Source organism: Deinococcus piscis, assembly GCF_014653275.1.
Taxonomy (GTDB): domain Bacteria; phylum Deinococcota; class Deinococci; order Deinococcales; family Deinococcaceae; genus Deinococcus; species Deinococcus piscis.
The window spans coordinates 74,064-93,506 of record NZ_BNAL01000003.1 but is presented as its reverse complement, the minus strand read 5'-3'; the positions used below and the strand labels follow the sequence as shown (position 1 = coordinate 93,506).

General features: G+C 64.4%; 20 protein-coding genes. 8 read left to right on the top strand and 12 right to left on the bottom strand.

Going from position 1 to position 19,443, the window contains the following annotated elements; translation table 11 throughout:
- Positions 1 to 10: 10 nt before the first annotated feature.
- A complete protein-coding gene (gene trmB / locus IE158_RS02210; protein ID WP_189642037.1) occupies positions 11 to 1,000 on the bottom strand; it encodes a tRNA (guanine(46)-N(7))-methyltransferase TrmB in 990 nt (329 codons plus the stop codon).
- Positions 997 to 1,779, bottom strand: a complete 783-nt coding sequence (locus tag IE158_RS02205; RefSeq protein ID WP_229838842.1) for an FAD-dependent oxidoreductase — start codon at positions 1,777 to 1,779, stop codon at positions 997 to 999. The genes trmB and IE158_RS02205 overlap by 4 nt, the downstream gene beginning before the upstream one ends.
- 119 nt (positions 1,780 to 1,898) lie before the next feature.
- Between IE158_RS02205 and IE158_RS02200 the strand changes: the two genes are divergently transcribed.
- Together IE158_RS02200 and IE158_RS02195 are read left to right on the top strand one after the other, a co-directional pair.
- Positions 1,899 to 2,459, top strand: coding sequence for a DUF2231 domain-containing protein (locus IE158_RS02200; RefSeq protein ID WP_189642035.1), 561 nt, complete (start codon positions 1,899 to 1,901; stop codon positions 2,457 to 2,459).
- A 77-nt stretch (positions 2,460 to 2,536) separates the two neighbouring features.
- Positions 2,537 to 2,767: a hypothetical protein gene (locus tag IE158_RS02195; protein ID WP_189642034.1), complete on the top strand. Its 231-nt coding sequence runs from the start codon at positions 2,537 to 2,539 to the stop codon at positions 2,765 to 2,767.
- Here the strand turns inward: IE158_RS02195 and dprA are convergent.
- From dprA to IE158_RS02160, 7 genes are all read right to left on the bottom strand, one after another.
- The gene (dprA, locus tag IE158_RS02190; protein ID WP_189642033.1) at positions 2,764 to 3,882 is read right to left on the bottom strand and encodes a DNA-processing protein DprA; all 1,119 of its coding nucleotides are present in this window, start codon (positions 3,880 to 3,882) and stop codon (positions 2,764 to 2,766) included. The genes IE158_RS02195 and dprA overlap by 4 nt on opposite strands.
- A 44-nt stretch (positions 3,883 to 3,926) precedes the next feature.
- Positions 3,927 to 5,267, bottom strand: a complete 1,341-nt coding sequence (locus IE158_RS02185; protein WP_229838841.1) for a sensor histidine kinase — start codon at positions 5,265 to 5,267, stop codon at positions 3,927 to 3,929.
- A gap of 57 nt (positions 5,268 to 5,324) precedes the next feature.
- Complete coding sequence (locus IE158_RS02180; protein ID WP_189642031.1) at positions 5,325 to 5,984, bottom strand: response regulator transcription factor; 660 nt, start codon at positions 5,982 to 5,984, stop codon at positions 5,325 to 5,327.
- Positions 5,985 to 6,368: a hypothetical protein gene (locus tag IE158_RS02175; protein WP_189642030.1), complete on the bottom strand. Its 384-nt coding sequence runs from the start codon at positions 6,366 to 6,368 to the stop codon at positions 5,985 to 5,987.
- A gap of 240 nt (positions 6,369 to 6,608) precedes the next feature.
- Positions 6,609 to 8,075: a dihydrolipoamide acetyltransferase family protein gene (locus IE158_RS02170; RefSeq protein ID WP_189642029.1), complete on the bottom strand. Its 1,467-nt coding sequence runs from the start codon at positions 8,073 to 8,075 to the stop codon at positions 6,609 to 6,611.
- A 158-nt stretch (positions 8,076 to 8,233) separates the two neighbouring features.
- Positions 8,234 to 9,262, bottom strand: a complete 1,029-nt coding sequence (locus tag IE158_RS02165) for an alpha-ketoacid dehydrogenase subunit beta (RefSeq protein ID WP_308430665.1) — start codon at positions 9,260 to 9,262, stop codon at positions 8,234 to 8,236.
- Positions 9,259 to 10,368: a thiamine pyrophosphate-dependent dehydrogenase E1 component subunit alpha gene (locus tag IE158_RS02160; protein ID WP_189642028.1), complete on the bottom strand. Its 1,110-nt coding sequence runs from the start codon at positions 10,366 to 10,368 to the stop codon at positions 9,259 to 9,261. The genes IE158_RS02165 and IE158_RS02160 overlap by 4 nt, the downstream gene beginning before the upstream one ends.
- Positions 10,369 to 10,749: 381 nt before the next feature.
- Between IE158_RS02160 and mnmG the strand changes: the two genes are divergently transcribed.
- The 6 genes from mnmG (at position 10,750) to IE158_RS02130 (ending at position 16,637) form a co-directional block, all read left to right on the top strand.
- Complete coding sequence (mnmG, locus tag IE158_RS02155) at positions 10,750 to 12,570, top strand: tRNA uridine-5-carboxymethylaminomethyl(34) synthesis enzyme MnmG (RefSeq protein ID WP_189642027.1); 1,821 nt, start codon at positions 10,750 to 10,752, stop codon at positions 12,568 to 12,570.
- A 99-nt stretch (positions 12,571 to 12,669) separates the two neighbouring features.
- On the top strand, positions 12,670 to 13,437 hold the full coding sequence (gene rsmG, locus IE158_RS02150) for a 16S rRNA (guanine(527)-N(7))-methyltransferase RsmG (protein WP_189642091.1): 768 nt from the start codon (positions 12,670 to 12,672) through the stop codon (positions 13,435 to 13,437).
- 80 nt (positions 13,438 to 13,517) lie between these two features.
- The gene (locus tag IE158_RS02145) at positions 13,518 to 14,267 is read left to right on the top strand and encodes a ParA family protein (protein WP_189642026.1); all 750 of its coding nucleotides are present in this window, start codon (positions 13,518 to 13,520) and stop codon (positions 14,265 to 14,267) included.
- Positions 14,251 to 15,138 (top strand): ParB/RepB/Spo0J family partition protein, encoded by an 888-nt coding sequence (locus IE158_RS02140; RefSeq protein WP_189642025.1) that lies wholly within the window; start codon positions 14,251 to 14,253, stop codon positions 15,136 to 15,138. Before IE158_RS02145 ends, IE158_RS02140 begins: the two co-directional genes overlap by 17 nt.
- A gap of 99 nt (positions 15,139 to 15,237) precedes the next feature.
- Complete coding sequence (locus tag IE158_RS02135) at positions 15,238 to 15,711, top strand: universal stress protein (protein ID WP_189642024.1); 474 nt, start codon at positions 15,238 to 15,240, stop codon at positions 15,709 to 15,711.
- The gene (locus IE158_RS02130) at positions 15,708 to 16,637 is read left to right on the top strand and encodes an L-lactate dehydrogenase (protein ID WP_189642023.1); all 930 of its coding nucleotides are present in this window, start codon (positions 15,708 to 15,710) and stop codon (positions 16,635 to 16,637) included. Before IE158_RS02135 ends, IE158_RS02130 begins: the two co-directional genes overlap by 4 nt.
- A 74-nt stretch (positions 16,638 to 16,711) precedes the next feature.
- On the opposite strand, the gene IE158_RS02125 is transcribed toward IE158_RS02130, so the two are convergent.
- From IE158_RS02125 to IE158_RS02115, 3 genes are all read right to left on the bottom strand, one after another.
- Positions 16,712 to 17,818, bottom strand: a complete 1,107-nt coding sequence (locus IE158_RS02125) for an LptA/OstA family protein (protein WP_229838840.1) — start codon at positions 17,816 to 17,818, stop codon at positions 16,712 to 16,714.
- A gap of 16 nt (positions 17,819 to 17,834) precedes the next feature.
- Positions 17,835 to 18,731, bottom strand: coding sequence for an LptA/OstA family protein (locus IE158_RS02120; RefSeq protein ID WP_189642022.1), 897 nt, complete (start codon positions 18,729 to 18,731; stop codon positions 17,835 to 17,837).
- Between the two features lie 102 nt (positions 18,732 to 18,833).
- Positions 18,834 to 19,436 (bottom strand): hypothetical protein, encoded by a 603-nt coding sequence (locus IE158_RS02115; RefSeq protein WP_189642021.1) that lies wholly within the window; start codon positions 19,434 to 19,436, stop codon positions 18,834 to 18,836.
- Between the last annotated feature and the right edge of the window lie 7 nt (positions 19,437 to 19,443).

Below are 19,443 nucleotides of genomic sequence, written 5' to 3'. Positions count from 1 at the left end.
GGCGGCCTGGTCAGTAGCCCCGGTGCTGCACTTCCGCGCCCAGCTCGGCCAGGCGGTCCGTCAAGACCCCCACCGCCGCCTTGACCCCGGGTGTGATGATTGGCCCGCCAAATCGCCCCAGCCGCACCAGGGTACTGCCGTCCTCACGGGCGGTCACATCAATCAAGACCTCCTGGGTCAAGTCACCTTCCACCACGTGGGCCAGTGCCACCCAGTTGGGGCCATGCCCGCTGCGGCGCAGGCTGGCGTATAGGTCCAGCAGCACCACGGTCCAGGCTCCACGCGGGTCGCGGGCTGTGTGCTTGCTAAAGCTCTGGGGGCCAAACTCGGCAGGCAGCCGAACAATGCTGTGGGGCACGGTGGAATCCTCCTGGGGGGGATAAGGCGCGTAGCCGCTGTGCGGCACTTTGGGGTGGGCAGTGGGCACAAAGCGGGCGTGCTGCGCCGCCAGGCCCAGGTCACGCCACTTGAGGGCGTACTTGGTTTCTAGGGCCGCAGGAGGCGGCTCGGTCCGCTCCACCCGCATCACGCCGCTGGCCTCGGCCTGGGCGCAGGCAAATTCGAAGTATTCGTCATGGTCGGTGGTCAGCAGCACCGCGCCGCCGGGTTTCAGGCGGCTGGCCGCCAACTGGAAAAAAGGAGCCCGTAGCAGACGGTTCTCCTCATGTCCAGCTTTGGGCCAGGGATCGGGGAAATTGACCACCATCAAGTCAAGCGCACCGTGCGGCACGACTTCACGCACCAACACCTCGGCGGGCAACTTGGTCAAGATGGCGTTGTCCAGACCCGCGTCCCTCAGGCGGCGGTGCGCCTTGAGCAACGACACTCCGCTGATCTCCACACCCAGGTAATTAGGCACCTCGGCAAAGGTCTGCGCGTAGTGCGGCCAGAAGCGCCCATCACCGAAGCCCACTTCCAGCACCCAGGGGCGCTGCGGCGTCTGCGGATACAGCCCCTCAGGAGCGGACGGAAACTGAAAATCACCCAGGCGGTAAATCATGCTTCTCCCCTATTGGACTCGGTCAGCTCGGCGGCCAGGGCGGCAGCGTCTTCCAGCACGCGGCGGTAGGTGTCCCCCTGCGGCGTGCAGCGGCCCAGGGCGTACACCTCACTGAAGCGCTCCACCCGGAAGCCGTCCAGCTCACTTGCTGCCAGGGTCAGGAAACGCACCTCATAGGGCGGCGCTCCTTGTACCCCGGCGGCTTCCTGTGCGCTGCCGGTCAGGTACACCCCACTGCGGGCCAGATCATCGGCCAGGAAGTCGTAGGCGACTTCGGAGAGCCGCCCGGCGTCCTCCAGGGTGTCGCCCACCAGCAGGCGACCCTTGAGAAACGCGCCCACCGCCAGCACGGCGCGGCGGGCCGTCAGGGCGGGGCCTTCCCAGGTGCCGAGGCGCACCAGGGCCTCTATCTGCCCGCTGGCCTCCTCCTCGTCTAGCGTGGTCACGGTGCTTTGCAGCAGGTGCAGACCGTCTGTGACTTCCAGCCGGGTCTTCAGCAGCCGGTGAAAGGTCCAGCTGTCGGCGTCCTGTGGCAGCTGGGCGGCCAATCCACCCAGGCGGCTCTCCACTGGAAAAGCAGCCCCGGCCAGCGTGGGGGCGTACAGGTTGCCCACATGGTCCAGCGCCTGCGTGACCAGCAGCACGTCTTGCCCGGCTCCGGCCAGGCGCAGGGCCAGCTCGCTGCCGGCCAGGCCCGCACCGATCACCGCCACGTCGTACAGGTGGCCGGGCTGCGGCTGACTGCGCGGCACCCGCGAACTGGAAGGAGAAAGCGTCATCAACCCCAGAGTGTAAAGCATCGGGCAAGCTGCGGCGGAGACTGCGAATCTCCAGGCCGCTTAGACTGCAGTCAACCACACCGTCGCTTTTTTTCTTTCGCTTCAGGAGGAAATGCCACATGAATCTGACTTTTGCAGACTCCAGCCCCAGCAACCGCCTTGAAGACCGGATTTCTGAACACCGCGCTCTAGACCAGCTCTCACGCGAAGTGCAGGAGGCGCTGATCAGCGTGCAGAGCCACTTGCCGCACAGCGTGGTAGACACCCTACATGGCGAATGGCTGGGCCACCCGCTGCACCCAGCGCTGGTACATTTGCCGCTGGGCGGCTGGATGATTGCCGGGGTGCTGGATTTTGCGCCACTGGGCGGCAGCGCTGAGGACCGCCAGCACCGCGAGAAAGCGGCAGACGCGGCCCTGCTGCTGGGCACAGTAGGCGGCCTGGGGGCCATCGCCACCGGCTGGACCGAGTGGACGTCAGCACGCGGCCAGGCGCGGCGCACTGGCCTGATTCACGGAGCGCTCAACGAAACAGCCTTCTTCCTGAATGTCGGCTCCTTGCTGGCCCGCCGCCGGGGCCAGCGCAAGCTGGGCAAAGCTCTCAGTGGTGCAGGCCTGGGCCTGGCACTGGCCGGTGGGTTGCTGGGCGGGCAGCTGGTGTACCGCCACCGCATGGGCTGAGCGTGGAGGGCAGCAAAAGCGGTACAGGGTCGGGGGCACCATCCAGCCGCGCTGCTGAATACGTAGCCTCTGGCCTGATGGTTGCCGGGCTCCTGCTGTTGGAGCTGTATCTGCTCCCCTGGCTGGCCGGTTGGCTGCGCAGCTGCGAGAAGCTGCGTCACCTTTCAGCCGCGCTACTGCTGGTGGGCGGCCTCCCTCCCCTGCTCAGCCAGCGCGTTCCTGACCGCCAAACCTTTCATCCCGTCCTGACTCCATTTTTGCTGGGGTCCAGTCTGCTGCTGCTTCTGACATCTATGATGTTCTGCTAACGCCGCAGCCAGCGCCCGCCGCTGTCCTCGGCCAGCCCAGAGAGTTGCAGCATCATCAGCGCGGTTTGCAGGTCGGTCAGGCTCAGGCCTGTCAGGGCTGACAGGTCATCAAGCGTGCGTGGCTCACTCAGTGCGGCATACACGGCGGCCTGCTCGGGGGGCAGCTCAGGTGCGGCGTGCCCTGACGCTGCCACCCCTGCCGCCCAGCCCAGCTCGGTCAGGATGTCGGCGGCGGTTTCGGTCAGGACGGCACCTTCGCGCAGTAGGCGGTGGGGGCCAGCTGCCCGCAGGTCACCGGCGCGGCCCGGCACCGCAAACACGGTACGCCCACATTCCAGCGCATGGGTGGCCGTGATGAGCGACCCGGATTTCAGTTCGCCTTCCACCACCAGTACACCAGCAGAGAGGGCGGCAATCAGGCGGTTGCGCTGCGGGAAATGATGGGCTTTGGGACCGGTGCCCAGCGGGTATTCGCTGACCAGGGTCAAGCGGCGGGCCAGGTCCACGTTCTCTGCCGGGTAGACACGGTCCACCGCGTGCCCGACCACGCCCAGACTCAGGCCCCCGGTGTCTACGGCAGCGCTGTGGGCCGCCGTGTCCACGCCCCGCGCCAGGCCGCTGACCACGGCCAGCCCGGCTCCCGCCAGGTCAGCGGCAATCTGCCGGGTCAGGCTGAGGGCATGCGGGCTGGCACTGCGGGTGCCTACAATCCCCACCGCCGGCGGCGTGGGCGGCAGCTCCGGCAGCGGTCCACGCACCCACAGCACGGCGGGTGGGTCACCCAGAGCTTCTAGTGCCGGCGGATAGCCCGGAAGCCCACGCCCCAGCAGGGTGATGTCCTTGCCCTGGGCCCGGGCCGCCGCCACTTTCTCCAGCTCCTGCTCGGCAGCTTCACGCGGGCCCGCTGTCCCCAGCGCCGCCACGCTGCGGCTGTCTAGCCCAGGCACGGCACGCAGTGCTTCACGGGGAGCGTCCAGCACACCCAGCGCTGAACCGAAGTGCTGCCGCAGTGCCTCAATCCGGCGTGGACCCAGCCCTGGAGTCAGGCGCAGGGTCAGCAAGGCCAGCAGTTCGGCGGCAGGCGGGGTGGTGGATACAGGAGCGAACAGGCTCACCTATCCAGCATAAGGGAGCAGCGGCCACGCCTCCAGGGGAGCGCCTAAGCCTCCTCAGGGTCCGGCTCCGAGTCTTCCTCGTCCCCTTCGCCGTCCAACAGCACCGCAGGAATGCTGAGACAGAACTCAGCGCCGCCGCCAGCGCTGTTGCCCCCCACCAAGTTGCCGCCGTGCAGCTCAGCAATCTGCCGACTGACGCTCAGGCCCAGACCACTGGACCCACTGCCACTCACAAACGGGTCAAAGATGCTCTCGCCCAGGTCAGCAGGCAGGCCAGGGCCAGTGTCGCGCACGGTGAAATGCAGCTGTTCCCCAGCTGTCCGCAGGTTCAGCGTTACCTGTCCGCTTGCCCCGGCGGCGCGGCGCGCATTGGCCAGCAGGTTGCGTAGTGCCTGCGTCAGCCGGTCAGGGTCGCACAGAATCATGCCATTCCAGTCGCCCGTATAGTCGGTGCCCGGCACCAGGCGCTCCAGGCGGTCTCGCAGGGAGGCCGCCCCGATCAGGTGCCACGCCAGCTTCAAGTCCAGCTCCCCACGGGCCAGCTGCATCAAGTCCTGGGTGGTAAAAGTCAGTTCATCGGCCACCAGGGCGGCTTTTTGAATTTCGGGGTCCCCGGTGCGCTCGCCAGCGCGGTCCAGTGTGGCCTTGAGCACGGTCAGCGGGGCGCCCAATTCATGCACGATCTGGCCCAGCAGGGCTTTTTCGCGGTGCTGCTGGGCATCAATCCGCACCAGCAGGCGGTTGATGGCGCTGATCAGGCGGTGAACCTCATCGCGCCGCGCGGGCAGCGGCAAGGCCGCCACGCTGTGAGAAGGGTCAATCCGGTCTGCCAGCAGCGCTGCGCGGCCCAGGTGTGACAGCATCCGCTGGCCAAGCAGATAGCCGAGCAGGAGCGTCAGCAACGGGGTTACGGTCATCGCCAGCAACAGGGCGCGGCCCGCAGCGTCACGGGCGTCGGTCAACGGTTCGCTGGGCAGCGCCACCCACAGGGTTTGCCCCTCGGAGAACCCAGTCAGTTCCCGCGACGCCCCGCGAAAAGGCACGCCAGAAATGGTCAGGTCGCCGTCAAGCGGGTAAGGAAAGCGTTCGCCTACCTGGTAAGCGAGCGTGGGGTCGTCCGGCACCTGGAGCACCGTGCCCTCCTGGTCCACAATGGCAAAAAAACTGCCCTGAACCGGCGGCAACGATTCGCCGAGGCCCGCTGCGGGATCACTCAGGCGCTGCGAAAGGGTATCGGCCCGGTCCGTCAGCCGCAGCTGAAATTGGCTGTCCATGCCGCTTAGCAGCAGAGACATCATGGCACTGCCCACCAGCGTAACCAGCACCAACGTGACCAAACTAAAAGCGAGCGCCAGGCGGAAGCGTAGGCTTTCGTGCCAGGCCACCTTGGCGCTGCTCAGCGTGGATAGACTCCCAGGCAACGGCGAACTTCTCCTGCTCCGCTAGCTTTGAAGCACGTAGCCGACGTTGCGGATGGTGCGAATGCGCAGGTCTGACCCGGCCCCATCCAGCTTTTTGCGCAGCTGCGAGATACGGACCTCAACAGAGTTGGAGCTGGGCGTCTCCCAGCCGTAGAGGTGCGACTCGATATCGGCGCGGCTGAAGACCCGCTCGGGGGTCCGCATCATGAGTTCCAGAATGCGCGCCTCGTGCTCGGTCAGGTTGATGTGCTCGCCTTCAACCGTCATGGTGAGCGAACTGGTCGAAAGACTGGTGTTGCCCAGGTTCACGCCGCCCCCCGAAGCAGTGCGCCGCAGCAGCGCTGTGATGCGGGCTTCCAGCTCCGGCATGGCAAACGGCTTGGTGAGGTAATCGTCAGCGCCAGCATTCAGGCCCGCCACCCGCTGCTGCACGTCAGAGCGGGCCGAAAGCACAAGCACCGGCGTCGAAGAATACTGCCGCAGGCGCGCCACCAGATCAAGTCCGTCCCCGTCAGGCAGATTCAGGTCCAGCAAGATCAGCTGCGGGGCATGGGTGCCCAACCAGTCCTCGGCGGCGCGCAGCGTAGCCGAGTGGTGAACCTGATAATCCGCGTTCAGGTAGTCACGCAGCAAGGGCCCCAGATGGGGATCGTCTTCGACCAGCAGCAATTGCGGCAGCATTTATCTTCCTCCTGGAATCTCGGTGAGTTCGACCTTCAGTTTATAGGCTGCCAGGAACTGCTCTAGGGACTGCAAGCCGCTGGGCACCCGGATCATGACCTGCCCCCCGCGCAGTTCGCCCTCGTAGCGTGCCCGCAGGCCCGAATACTGCGCGCGTCCGCGCTCCACATCGCTGCGCGAAAACAGGACGACCACGCGGCCCGTAGCGTCGCTGATGACTCGCCCGCGCATCACGCCGCCTTCCAACTCGCCATAAGCCAACTTGGTTTCCATGCCCTGATCCCAGACCATCATACTCAGGGCGCTGACTGGCGCACCCAGGCCAGAAAGGGCCAGCAGGGCCACGGCCCCCTTCAACCAGCTTCCAGCAATTTTCTTGTTCATTTTGTTCTCCATTTCTGCACGGCAGCCTGATGTCTCCGTGCAGCAGGTGAGCGCTTTGACTTCTTGCAGCCCACAGCGGACTGCCCCTTCAGTCCTCCCAGCATAAGCAGTCAAGCTGACGCCGACGTGACCCAGCCCCCTGCAACCTTCAGCTGGGCTGAAGAAAGCGCTGGGCACGTCCAGGCCGAATGCACGCCGCGCCGGGAAGCAGCTCCCCGGCGCGGCGTAAGCCTTCAAGGGTCACATGGCTTCGAGCATCAGGCGGTCAGGATTCTCCAGCAGGCGAATCACTTCCTTGCAGAAGCGGGCCGCCTCTGCACCGTCAACCAGACGGTGATCGAACGACAGCGAGATATACATCATGTGGGCGATCTCGATTTCGTCCTGGTCATTCACGATAGGCCGTTTCTGGATGGAGTGAATGCCCAAAATGGCCGCGTCAGGCACGTTGATGATCGGGAAGGAAAACAGCGCCCCGATGGAGCCGATGTTGGTGATGGCAAAGGTGCTGCCGGTCAGCTCGTCGCTCTTCAGGCGGCCTTCCTGGGCGCGGGCAGCCAGGTCCACCACCTCGCGGGCCAGCTCGTAGACCGACTTCTTGTCCACATCACGCAGCACCGGCACGGTCAGACCGGCATCGGTGGCGACGGCCATGCCCATGTTGTAGTAGCGCTTCTGCACGATTTCCTGGGTCGCCTCGTCAAAGGACGTGTTGAGGCTGGGGTATTTCTTGAGTGCCGCCGCCACCGCCTTAAAAATAAACGGCAGATAGCTGATTTTGACGCCTGCCGCCGCCGCTTCACCCTTCACGCGGTCACGGAACTGCACCAGCCGGGTCATGTTGATCTCGTCTACGGTCAGGGTCCGCACGGTGTACAGGTGGCTGGCAAGCATCTGGTTGGAGATGGCGCGCCGCATGCCCCGCAGCGGCACGCGCTCTTCGAGGTGCTCGTAGCCCTTGGGCGTGCGGTACTGCACAGGAGCCACCGGCAGGCCACCCTGACCGCCAGCCGGGGCGCTGCCCGCAGCCGCTGGAGCCTGGGCTTTGATGTGCTGCGCCACATCAGCAATGCGGATTCGGCCATTGGGTCCGCTGCCCCGCACGTCCTTCAGGTCAATGCCCATCTCGCGGGCCAGTTGCCGGGCGGCAGGGACTGCCAGAACCCGGCCATCAGCGCGGGCCGCAGGGCCTCCAGCTTCCTGAGCAGCCTGGGCGGGGGCCGCTGCTCCCCGGTTCAGGCCCTGCACCTTCACAGCGCCGCCTGTCTCGAACGCCTTGAATAGACTGGTGGAATCGTCGTCCTTGGCGATGTGACCCGCCTCAACGATAGAGCGCTCCTCTTCGGCCTGCGGGGGCAGCTGGACGCCCTCGGTGCGCGGATTCTCGCCCGTTCCCTGGATGGCCTGCTCGGGGCTGGGCGTCTGACCGCCGCTCACGCCACTTCCAGACGCCGCACTGCTGGCCGCGCCGCCCGTTTCATCCAGCAGCAGGATAGGCGCGTGAACCGCCACCACATCGCCTTCTTTGACCAGCAAGCGGGCCACTGTGCCCGCAAAAGGACTCGGCAGCTCCACCGTGACCTTGTCGGTCATTACTTCGCACAGGGGTTGCTCAGCAGCGACGCTGTCCCCCTCCGCCACCATCCACTTGAGAATTTCGCCTTCGACCACGCTTTCGGCCAGTTCGGGAAGCAGCACTTCTTTCATCAGTCACCTCGGTGCACATACTTGGGGTTAGCAACAGAACTCTTTGGAGTTGCCTGGGGTTGATTGGAGTTATTGAAGGCCAAGCCAGCAAACTTAGCCGGGTCCGCTGGGGCGAGCCGGGCTCCTGGGCCCTGACCACGCCGCAGCTCAGGCCACGGTCAGTAGTTCAGCGCCCGCACGCAGGCCGCCGCAATACGGTTGCCGCTCGGCAGATAAATCTTGTCCTGCACATAGGGATAAGGCATGTCAAAGCCAGCCACCTGCAACACGGGGGCCAGCAAAGAGTCGAACAGGGCCTCCTGAATCGAGTAAGCGACCTCGCCCATAAAGTTGGCGGTGCGTGGCGCCTCGCTGACCAGCACGGCCCGGCCTGTCTTGGCGACACTGCTGAGCACCGCTTCCTTGTCCCAGGGCATCAGCGAGCGCAGGTCCAGCACTTCGGCCTGCACACCCTCGGCAGCCAGGGCCTGCGCAGCGTCCAGCACGTCAGGCATCACGCCGCCGTATCCAATCAGGGTCAGGTCACTCCCCTCACGGCGCAGCGCCGCCTTGCCGATGGGCACAGTGTAGTCCTGAACTGGCACCTCACCTTTGGCCGCGCGGTACAGCCGCTTGGGCTCAAAGAAAATTACGGGGTCCTCGCCGCGCAGGGCCGATTTGAGCAGGCCCTTGGCATCGTAAGGGGTGCTGGGCATCACGACCTGCACACCCGCCATGTGGACGTAGTAGCTTTCGGGGCTCTGGCTGTGGTGGTGCCCGCCCTTGACGCCCCCACCCGAAGGCGTGCGGATCACCAGCGGGGCCGTGTCGTTGCCGCCGGAACGGTAGCGCATTTTGGCCGCCTGCGACAGAATCTGGTCAAAGGCTGGGCCCATATAGTCAGCGAACTGGATTTCTGCGACCGGGCGCATGCCACGAACCGCCATCCCCACAGCCGCTCCTACGATGGCCGCTTCGGATAGTGGCGTATTGAATACGCGGTGCTCGCCGTGCTTGGCGGTCAGGCCCGCCGTGGCCATAAAGACGCCGCCACGTGGGCCCACGTCTTCGCCAAACACCACCACGCGCTCGTCACGGGTGAGTTCCTCGTCCAGCGCTTCGGTCACAGCTGTAATCAGGTTGATGGTGCGGGTTTCACCGCTCACCTCTGGGCTGCGAGCCATCTGCTCCTCTGCAATCAGGCTCATGCGCCTACCTCCTGTTCGGCCCGCACGTAAGCCTCCTGCTCGGCCAGGTGCGGGGGCTGCTCGGCATAGATATCGTGGAACATCACGTCCCAACTGGGCGTGCCGCTGGCCGCCGCTTCCTCGATGGCGGCGCTCACTTCGGCGTTCACTTCCTGGGCCAGTGCTTCTTTTTCTTCGGCAGTCACGGGGCTTCCCAGGTGCGCGAGCAACTTCTCTATCCGGTCCAGAGGATCGCGGCTGGTCCACTCCTCTACTTCTTCACGGGTGCGGTAATGCTTCTCAGCGTCAGCGTCGGCGTTGGAGTGCGAGCCCACCCGGTAGGTCAGGGCCTCTACGATGGCGGGGCCTTCACCGCTGCGAACCCGCTCAGCCACAGCGCTCATCACTTCCAGCACGGCGACCACATCGTTGCCGTCCACGTAGTAGCCGGGCATGCCGTAGGCACGGGCTTTGATATGAATGGTCTCACTGGCCGTCTGGTCTGCCACGCCCGTCGAAATGGCCCACTGGTTGTTCTCACAGACAAACATGACCGGCGCACGCTTCACGGCGGCCATGTTGATTCCAGCGTGCCAATCCCCCTCACTGGTGGCCCCATCTCCAAAGGTGCAGATGGTAATTTCATCGGTGCCCAGGTACTTCTGGGCCATTGCGGTGCCGGTGGCGGGTGGCACCTGCGAGGCGATGCTGGAGCTGATCGAAACGACATTGTGGCTGGGCGCGCTGAAGTGATGGGGCATCTGGCGGCCCTTACAGACATCGGTGCTGGTGCCCATAATCTGGCTGATCAGCTGAAGCATTGGCACGCCCAGCGTCAGCATGATGGGATGGTCGCGGTAATACAGCCACCACCAGTCATGCCCGGCGCGGCAGGCACGGGCCAAGCCCACCTGGGTGGCCTCCATCCCGTGGGCCTGCGCGTAAAAGCTGGTGCGGCCCTGGCGCAGCAGGGTAATCAACTTGCGGTCAAACTCGCGGGCGCGGAACATATCGCGGTACAGCCCCCGCAGAAAGTCGGGGGTGTAGCGCTCCGGCAGGGGCTGGAGTGGTTCGCCCTGCTCAGACACCCAGCGAATGGGTTCCGCAGTGAACGGTTGAATCTTCATGACTTGGCCTCCTGAACGTCTGCCGGTGCAAAACCGCCTGACCAGTGCCCGCAGGCGGTGCCGCTGGCTGGGAGAACCCAGAGCGGGGCAGCAGAGATGAATTGTGGGTTGATGTGCGCTGTCATCATAACCCAATTTGCTCAGCAGCAAGGGGGCACAGGCGAGCGAACAAAAGGCGCAAGGAAGCGTGCCAGACAAGCTTTTGGCCGTTTTGGCTTGCCCTATGACAAGTGAATTGAGGACAGGGCCTATTTGGAAGTACTCATCCGCTGTGCAGGGTTTACAGATGACAGTGGGTGGGGGGCACACGGCACCTCAACCACCGCAACTGCGCCCATTAGCACACAATGGACCGCCTGCGCAGCAGCTAAGCTGGCAAGCATGAACAACCGCTGGAACGTCATAGTGATCGGCGGCGGCCACGCGGGAATCGAAGCCGCCTGGGCTGCCGCAAAATTTGGCCGGGCGGCCATGCTGGTCGGCAACCCTGCCACCATTGGCCGGATGCCGTGCAATCCGTCAGTGGGTGGCCCAGGCAAAAGCCAGCTGGTCTTTGAATTGCAGGCCCTGGGCGGCCTGATGCCTGCGTTGGCCGACCAAACAGCGATTCACACGCGGGTGTTGAACGCCAGCAAGGGCCCAGCAGTACAGTCTCTGCGGGTGCAAAACGAGCGCGACCTGTATGCCACCGCCGCCCAGGACGCTCTACTGGGCGTACCAGAACTGGACATCCTACGCGGAGAAGCGGCTGACCTGGAAAGTGATGGTCAAGGAGGCTGGTGGGTTATCACCACGGACGGACGCCGTTTCTGGGGCCGCAGTGTGGTCATTGCGGCGGGCACCTTTATGCGCGGCGTGACCTGGTATGGCCGGCAATCGCGCCACGAGGGAAGACAGGGCGAGCCACCTTCTCGCTACCTGAGCGGAGCGCTGGAGCGCGCCGGACACAGCCTCAAGCGGTTCAAGACGGGCACCCCACCACGGGTCCGGGCCGACTCGGTACGCTTTGAAGACCTGACTCTGATTCCGGCAGACCGGCCAGCCCGCAGCTTTACCGGCACTCCTGGGCCGCAGGCTGAAGTCTCCCCCACCTGGCAAACCCACACCACGCCGCTGACCCACCAGCTGGTCGCCGAGAACATCGGCAACTCGGCCATGTATGCAGGTGACATTGACGCCACTGGCGCTCGCTACTGCCCCAGCATTGAAGACAAAATCATGCGTTTTGCCCACCATGACCGCCATCTGCTGTTCGTGGAGCCTGAAGGCCTGGAAACCAGCGAGGTGTATCTGCAAGGTTTTTCCTCCAGCTTGCCACCAGAGTTGCAGGACACCCTGGTCCGCACCCTGCCAGGCTTTGAGCGGGCTGTGATTCAGCGCTATGCCTACGCAGTGGAGTACGACGTGGTGGACTCCACTGGGCTGACCATGAACCTGGAATCACGGCATCTACCTGGGGTGTATACAGCTGGGCAGCTCAACGGCACCAGTGGCTATGAAGAAGCGGCCATGCAGGGACTGGTGGCTGGCACCGCCGCTGCACGCCGCGCCGCCGACTTGCCCGAACACACCTTCAGCCGCGCTGACGGCTACTTGGGGGTGCTGCTGGACGACCTGATCCTCAAGGGCTGTGATGAACCCTTCCGCATGATGACCAGCCGGGTAGAACACCGCCTGCTGGTGCGCCAGGACAATGCCGACGAGCGCCTTACCCCGCTGGGCTGCGAGCTGGGCCTGGTGGGCCAGGACCGCCTGGACGCCGTGCAGGCCAAATACCGCCGTGTGGAAGCCGGGATGCAGGCTCTGGCCCGACACAAACTGGAAGGCAAGCCCGCCGAGGTTCACCTGCGGCGACCCGAAGTCTCTTTGGCAGACCTTGAAGCTCAGGTGGTGCCCCTCCATGACCTGAGCCGTGAGGAAAAGGAAGCGGTGGAAATCCGAGTCAAGTACGCTGGCTACCTGGAGCGTGCCCGCCGCCAGTTGGACGCTGAAGCCAAAGCCGGACGCCTAAGCCTGCGGGAGGTGGACTTTGGTGCGGTGCCCTCCCTCTCACTGGAGGGACGTGAGAAGTTGCTCAAACATGCGCCCACCACAGTTGAACAGGCCAGCCGAATCCAAGGGGTCCGGCACGCTGATATCAGCGCCCTGCTGGTCCATCTCAAGCAGCGCCAAGGGGTAGGGTCCAGTAAGCGGGACAGGTGACAGGATTTTGTTTCACATGAAACATGGGACATCTTGTCGGCAAAATGTTTCATGTGAAACAAGGCGAAGTGTTCGCCGCCCGCTATACTTCCAAGAATGATGTCTGCTGGCCCCGAGTCTCCCCCATCTGCGCCGCCTGGCACCCTTTCTGAAGCGGGCCGCGCCCTCCTGCGCCAAGCGGCTGAAGAAGCAGGTGTCGCGCTGTCCGACTCCCAGCAAGAAGCGTTCGCGCAGCTTTACCGCCGCCTGCTGGCAGGCTCGGCCCAAATGAACCTTACTGCCCTGCACGATGAACGCGATATTGTCCTCAAGCACTTCGTTGACTCGTTGGGCTGCCTCGCTGCCGGAGACTGGCCTGCTGGAGCCAGTGTGCTAGACCTGGGAACTGGCGCGGGCTTTCCCGCCTTGCCCCTGGCCATCGTAAGACCTCAGCTGCGCATCACAGCCCTAGACGCCACCGCCAAAAAGGTGGCTTTCGTGGCACGGACAGCCGAGGAGCTGGGCTTACCCGTCACCGGCCTGGCGGGACGCGCAGAGGAAATCGGGCGCGACCCAGAGCACCGAGGCCGCTATGATGTGGTGGTGACACGGGCAGTCGCCGCATTACCGGTTCTGGCAGAGCTGGCGCTGCCACTGCTGAAACTGGGTGGCACGCTGGTGGCCCAAAAAGCCCAGTTGAGCCAGGAGGAGCGTGAGGCCGGGCTGCGGGCCGCCGCGCAGGTGGGTGGAGAACTGGCAAGCGAGTGGAGCGGAAGCTTGCCGGTGCTGAGTGACCCACGCAGCCTGATTGTGCTGCGAAAAGTCGCCCAAACCCCCGAGACTTACCCCCGGCGAACGGGTATTCCCAACAAGCGGCCACTGGGGTAACCCCAACCCCATTCATCTCCGCAGCAGGCCGCAGTAAACCGGGCCGATCCCCCCCAATCCCACCAACCGAGGCAGCAACTGTGAAAATAATAGGAATTGTCAATCAGAAAGGCGGCGTTGCCAAAACCACCACAGCGGTGAACCTGGCAGCTTATTTGGCCGCCCAGGGCCAGCGGGTGCTTCTGCTGGATATGGACCCACAGGGCAACGCCACCAGTGCTCTGGGCCTGCGCGACGCCGAAGCAGGGCTCTACGAAGCGCTGGGCCTGCCGGGCAAGGTCAGCCGCTATATCCAGGCATCGGTGCAGCCGGGCTTGGACGTGCTGCCCGCCACACCTGACCTGGCTGGAGCCGGGGTAGAACTGGCCGATGATCCTGACGCTCTCTCTCGCTTACTGGCCAGTGTGAATGGCTATGACCTGGCCATCATTGACGCGCCGCCCAGCCTGGGACCGCTCACGGTGAATGTGTTGGCTGCCGCCCACCGGCTGATTATTCCTCTGCAGGCCGAGTATTTTGCTCTGGAAGGGCTTGCGGGCCTCATGGAAACCGTGGAGCGGGTGCAAGAAAGCCTCAATCCGCAGCTTCAGGTCCTGGGGGTGGTGCTAACGATGTTCGATGGACGGACCAATCTGGCACAAGAAGTCGAAACGACGGTGCGCCAGCACTTCGGCCCGCTGGTATTTGGAGCAGTGATTCCGCGCAACGTGCGGCTCTCGGAAGCCCCCAGCTTTGCCCAGCCCATCAATCTGTTTGCTCCGAACTCGCTAGGGGCCGCCGCCTATCAGCGTCTGGCCGAGGAGGTGACCAAGCGTGTCCAAAAGTCCTAAGAAACCTAGCCTGGGCCGTGGCCTGGACGCCTTGCTGAGCCGCAAAGAGGGAGCGCGGTCCCGCGCAGCTGAAGCGGAGCAAACACCTGAACAGGAGCAGGAAAGGCGCGGCGTACAGCTGCTGCCCACCAGCCGGGTAATGCAAGCGGCGTATCAGCCCCGGCAGGTGTTCGAGCCAACCGCCCTGGCGGAACTGGCGCAGAGCATTCGTGAAAAGGGCATCCTGCAGCCGCTGCTGGTGCGCCCACGCGGGGACGCCTTCGAGATTGTGGCGGGCGAACGGCGCTGGCGGGCCTCACAGCTGGCTGGCGTGGAAGAGCTGCCGGTCATCATCCGCGACCTGTCGGACCGTGAAGCCCTGGAAATCGCCATCATTGAGAACTTGCAGCGTGAGGACCTGGGACCGCTCGAAGAGGCGCGCGCCTACAAGACCCTGATGGAGCACGGCCTGAACCAGGAGGGGGTCGCGCAGGCTGTCGGCAAAGGCCGCAGCACTGTTGCCAACGCCCTGCGTCTGCTGAGCTTGCCGGACACGGCCCTACAAGCTCTGGAAGCGGGAGAAATCAGTGCTGGACATGCCCGCGCCATCCTGGCCCAGCCGGAAGAGGACCGCCTGTGGGCGCTGGACCAGATTCGCCGCCGGGGGCTCAATGTCCGCGAGGCCGAAGCCCTGCGCCGGGGCCGCGACGCAGCGGCGCCGGTCAAGGTGAACCCACCACGCCCCTTCAGGCAGATTGAGGTGGACCTTAGCCGCCGAACGGGCACTCGCGTCAAGATCACCGGAGAAGACAAAGGCCGCATTGAACTCAACTTCGGCTCCCGCGAGGAGTTGGAGCGTTTGCTGGAACTTCTGGGCTACGAAACCGAGTAAAATTCGCCTTTGCTGGCCGGCTCCTGGTACGTCCACGGGAGCCTGCCAGCCTTTTGCCGCAGGTGACATCTGCCTTACCGCCGGAGCTTAATCTAAAGCATGTCCAATTCAGCCGGAGGTTTCAGCCGCATTGCGGTAGGTATCGACTTCTCGTCTTCCTCGCTGCACGCGCTGGATGTGGCCCGTACCCGGTTTCCGGAGGCGGAGCTGCGGCTGCTGCACGCTGTGGATGTCCGCGTGACAGCTTCCCCAGATGTCATGGGCGGCCTGACACCGATGAGCTATGACCCCGCCTTGCTGGACACCATAGAGCAGGGGGACGCGCAGCAACTGACAGCGCTGGTGCGGGAAGGGGAGAGTTATGAACAACTGGTGGGCGATCCTGTCACCAGTTTGCTGGACGCAGCACAGGCCTGGGGAGCCGACCTGCTGATCGTAGGGACACACGCACGCGGCCCCCTGGAGCACTTGTTTCTGGGCAGCACCGCCGAGAAACTGGTGGCCCGCAGCCCGGTGCCAGTCTTGACGGTACGCCAGCCCAATCCAGAGCCCAGCACTGGAGGTATGCGGTGAAAGTCGGGGTGGTCGGTTCCGGCTTTGTGGGCGCAACAGCGGCCTATGCGCTGACCCTGCGCGGTACCTGTAGCGACCTGGTACTGGTGGACCGCGACGCCGAGCGCGCCCGCGCTGAGGCCGAAGATATCGCGCACGCCGCGCCGGTCAGTCATGGCACTCGCGTCAGCAGCGGGGACTTCAGCGCGCTCAGCGGCTGCGATGCGGTGGTGGTGGCCGCTGGAGCCAACCAGAAGCCCGGTGAAACCCGGCTAGAGCTGCTGGGCCGCAACGCCGCCATCTTCCGGGAACTGATTCCGCAAATCTGCGAGGCCGCACCGCTGGCAGCCCTGATTATCGCCACCAACCCTGTAGACCTGCTGACCGATCTGGCCGCCAGCTACGCTCCAGCCTCTCAAGTGGTTCTGGGCTCGGGCACCGTGCTTGATAGTGCCCGCTTTCGTCACCTGATTGCGCAGCGGGCTGGGGTAGATGCCACCCACGTGCACGGCTACGTCCTGGGTGAACATGGAGACAGTGAGGTGCTGGCCTGGAGCACCGTGCAGATTGCTGGCCTGGGCATTGAGGAATTTATGGCGGCCCGCCAGCTGCCCTGGAACAGCGCTCTGCGAGAAGAAATTGACCGGGGCACACGCGACGCCGCCGCAGCCATTATCTCGGGCAAGCGGGCCACCTACTACGGCATCGGTGCCGCACTGGCCCGCATTGTAGAGGCGGTGATCCTTGACCGCCGCGCCATCTTGACCGTCAGCGGGCCAACGCCTTATGGCATCGCCATGTCGCTGCCACGGGTGGTAGGCCGCAGTGGCATAGAGGAGACCTTGCAGCCACCACTGACTGCCGAGGAGACGCAGCAACTGGAACGCAGCGCCCAGACCCTGCGTGAAGCACTGGGGGCCTTAGAAGGGCGGGGGGAGCGGAACTAGGGCAGAAGAATCTAGTGCCAAAAAAGCAGGAGATGGGCGGGGTGACCTTCCGGCCCATTTCCTGGCCCGCAGCTTCAAGGTTGATCTGAGAACTCACCGCTGATGCGCACACCTGCCGAAGCCCGGGCCACTGCTTCGTCGCGCTCCAGGTCATAGAGGATTTCAGCAGCCTGGAGGCGCTCGTCTCCACGGGTGGTCACCGCAGGCTGTTCGGGAGTCCCGATCAAGCGGGCCAGGTTGGCGGTGTCGTCATATTCCACACGGGCCGCGCGGCTCACCCGCCCCCCGCTGGAATTGAGCACCACATCGCCCACCAACACGGTGCGCTCGCGGTCTACGTCCACTTCAATGCTGCCAGCGGTGCCGGACAGGTCGCCACTTTCGCCGCCCTGCACATCGCGCTCAAAGGTGATGGGTCCAGTAATCCGCGCCACACCGTCCGACTCGCCGTACTTGAGGCTCTGGCCGGTCAGACGGGTCTGGCCCTGCGTGACCTGCACGGCTCCAGGTACGTCGCGGGACTCGGCCACCACGCCGCAGCCGCTGAGCCGGTCTGTGGCTCCAGAGGGCACTTCATCTAGCAGATGAGCGCTGCCGCCCCCCGCCTCAATCTGTCCGTCACCAGCCGTACCATCGGGGCGGCGTTGCTGAGTCACCAGCGCCAACGGCACCCGGATCAGGTTCTTGTCAATGCTGATTTCGACTCCGCCGGCCCCGGACTCGCTGAATACGGCCAGGCTGGGACCATTGGGGTCTTCATCCTCGCGTGGCTGACAAATCGTGAAAATGCCGCTGGCATCGTCGGTCCCCTTGCGAACCACACGGATGCGGCGCTGCTGACCGTCTTTGCCCTCGCGCAGCAACTCCAGCGTGGAGTACTCGTCTCCAGGGACCGCTTCGGCAGCGGGTGGCATGGCCGGGCTGGCCGTATCTTCGGCCCACTGCTCGATTTCGGCCCAGCTCTCGTCTGACCAGCTCTCGTCCGTCCAGCGGTCATTCAGCTGCTCCTCTGTAGGAGGCGGGGGAACGTCGCCAGCAGTCTGAGCGGGGGCCGACATGGTGGGGGCCGGTACCACCGGGGGCGGCACAGGCGGCCAGGCAGGTTGGGCCAGGGTCGCCCCCAGCCCCAGGGCCAGCCCTAGCGAAGCGGTCCACAACCCGGAAGGCAAGCGGGGGCGCACGGCTCGCCGTCCTGGCTTATTCGCCGCGCAGCTTGAACTGCGAGGTGGGAATGTTGTAGCCGCTGCTCAGGGTGCGGACGCGGGCCAGATCAGTCCGCTGCTCCAGAGCGCCGCTCGCAGGCGCACGCACGGTAGACCCGCTCTTGGAGTCACGGCTCACGGCGTTGCCCACCACATAGGCCACGTTCTTGTTGTCGTCATAGAACAGGGCGTTGCCGGTGGTGGTGATCGAGCCCTGGATCAGCTTCACGTTGCCCTTGACGTAGATGGTCTTGCTGCCAGTCAGGGCGCGGACCTCTTGGCCGGTCATCAGCAGCTCCTTTTGATTGCCGCTCGCTTCCTGGCGTAGACGGGGCGAGCCAGTCAGCACGCCCAGTTCGCGGTCCTCGTCAAAGACCAGTTGCGAGGCGGCAGCACTCTGGTTGCCCTGCCGCAGAACCACACTGCCCTTGGAGGTCGAGACATTACTGTCTACATCCAGGCTCATGCTTTCGGCCTTGATCTGCACGGTTTCGCCACGGTTTTCAGGTACGAAGGAGGCCCGTGCATTGCCGCGCAGCACGCCCTGGCCGGTGGCTTCGCTGTAGACCAGCTCCGAACCCTGGGCCGCCAGGCGGCCACGTTGTATACGCACGTCGCCACTGAAGCGCGAGTTGCGCTTGCCCTGCGATCCCACGATGGTCTGCCCCTGGGGCGCAGCCAGCCGGGCCTCGCTCGCGGTGATGGTCAGGGTGCTGACCTTGGCCCGCACCGGATTGCCGGTAAACGTCACAGGACCGTTGCGCAGGTCGCCGCGCGGCGCACCCTGAATGTTGATGATGCGGTTCGCATTGGCCTGAGCCAGCACGCCGGTTCCAGTCAGGGCCAGCAGGGCGAAGGTGACAGCTTTTTTGGCAGTGGGATTCAGAAACATGGGGGGTTCCTCCTCAGAGAAAGTGGTCGGATGGTGGGTGGCTTTAGGAATAAAGAGGGGACTAGGGAGCAGGGGAGGCGTGACGTGCGGGCATGCTACGGGTCAGATCGGCACGCGCTCGCCACCAACGCACTGCTCAGTGGAATTCATATCCCAGCCAAAGCTCGACTGCTCACTGCTCTCCAGAATCTCAAAATTAAAGGACATACGCATATCCGGCACCTCGCCCACGATGGCAGGAGAATCCACTTCGGCCAGGGGAGCACTAAAACCTGCGCTCTGATCTACGCGGACCGGCTGCTTGTCATTGCCAGAAAGCTTGACCACCGCGCATTCCTTGACGAGCGTAATGGTCGCCAGGTCGGTCTGCATGTTGTCCTCTCGGTCAATGGTCAGGTCATTGGCGGCCAAGCGGGCGTCCAGCACAGTTTTGCCGGTCAGCTGCCCCGACGCATCACGTTCACGCAGCCAGCGGCCACCATCTTTCAGCTGGGAGAGACGAGTCTCACCGCTCAGAGGATCATTCACCACCTGATTGGCTTCAAATTGCCAGGAGGCGTCAGGATCACTGGCTGGATAGAGCGTCAGCGCTACTCCGTGCAGTGTGGCTCCAGTCTCGGTGCGCGGACTGCGGGCTGGCAACAGCGCAAACACTGCGGCGAACAGCAGCAAGGCACCCAGAACGTAGGAACCAATTTTCAGCACAGCCTCA

What these genes read in the sequence shown, in the direction of transcription:
- trmB (WP_189642037.1), bottom strand. Translation starts at nt 1,000, where the DNA reads ATGATTTACCGCCTGGGTGATTTTCAGTTTCCGTCCGCTCCTGAGGGG.
- IE158_RS02205 (WP_229838842.1), bottom strand. Translation starts at nt 1,779, where the DNA reads ATGACGCTTTCTCCTTCCAGTTCGCGGGTGCCGCGCAGTCAGCCGCAG.
- IE158_RS02200 (WP_189642035.1), top strand. Translation starts at nt 1,899, where the DNA reads ATGAATCTGACTTTTGCAGACTCCAGCCCCAGCAACCGCCTTGAAGAC.
- IE158_RS02195 (WP_189642034.1), top strand. Translation starts at nt 2,537, where the DNA reads ATGGTTGCCGGGCTCCTGCTGTTGGAGCTGTATCTGCTCCCCTGGCTG.
- IE158_RS02180 (WP_189642031.1), bottom strand. Translation starts at nt 5,984, where the DNA reads ATGCTGCCGCAATTGCTGCTGGTCGAAGACGATCCCCATCTGGGGCCC.
- IE158_RS02175 (WP_189642030.1), bottom strand. Translation starts at nt 6,368, where the DNA reads ATGAACAAGAAAATTGCTGGAAGCTGGTTGAAGGGGGCCGTGGCCCTG.
- IE158_RS02170 (WP_189642029.1), bottom strand. Translation starts at nt 8,075, where the DNA reads ATGAAAGAAGTGCTGCTTCCCGAACTGGCCGAAAGCGTGGTCGAAGGC.
- IE158_RS02165 (WP_308430665.1), bottom strand. Translation starts at nt 9,262, where the DNA reads ATGAGCCTGATTGCAGAGGAGCAGATGGCTCGCAGCCCAGAGGTGAGC.
- IE158_RS02160 (WP_189642028.1), bottom strand. Translation starts at nt 10,368, where the DNA reads ATGAAGATTCAACCGTTCACTGCGGAACCCATTCGCTGGGTGTCTGAG.
- mnmG (WP_189642027.1), top strand. Translation starts at nt 10,750, where the DNA reads ATGAACAACCGCTGGAACGTCATAGTGATCGGCGGCGGCCACGCGGGA.
- rsmG (WP_189642091.1), top strand. Translation starts at nt 12,670, where the DNA reads ATGTCTGCTGGCCCCGAGTCTCCCCCATCTGCGCCGCCTGGCACCCTT.
- IE158_RS02135 (WP_189642024.1), top strand. Translation starts at nt 15,238, where the DNA reads ATGTCCAATTCAGCCGGAGGTTTCAGCCGCATTGCGGTAGGTATCGAC.
- IE158_RS02120 (WP_189642022.1), bottom strand. Translation starts at nt 18,731, where the DNA reads ATGTTTCTGAATCCCACTGCCAAAAAAGCTGTCACCTTCGCCCTGCTG.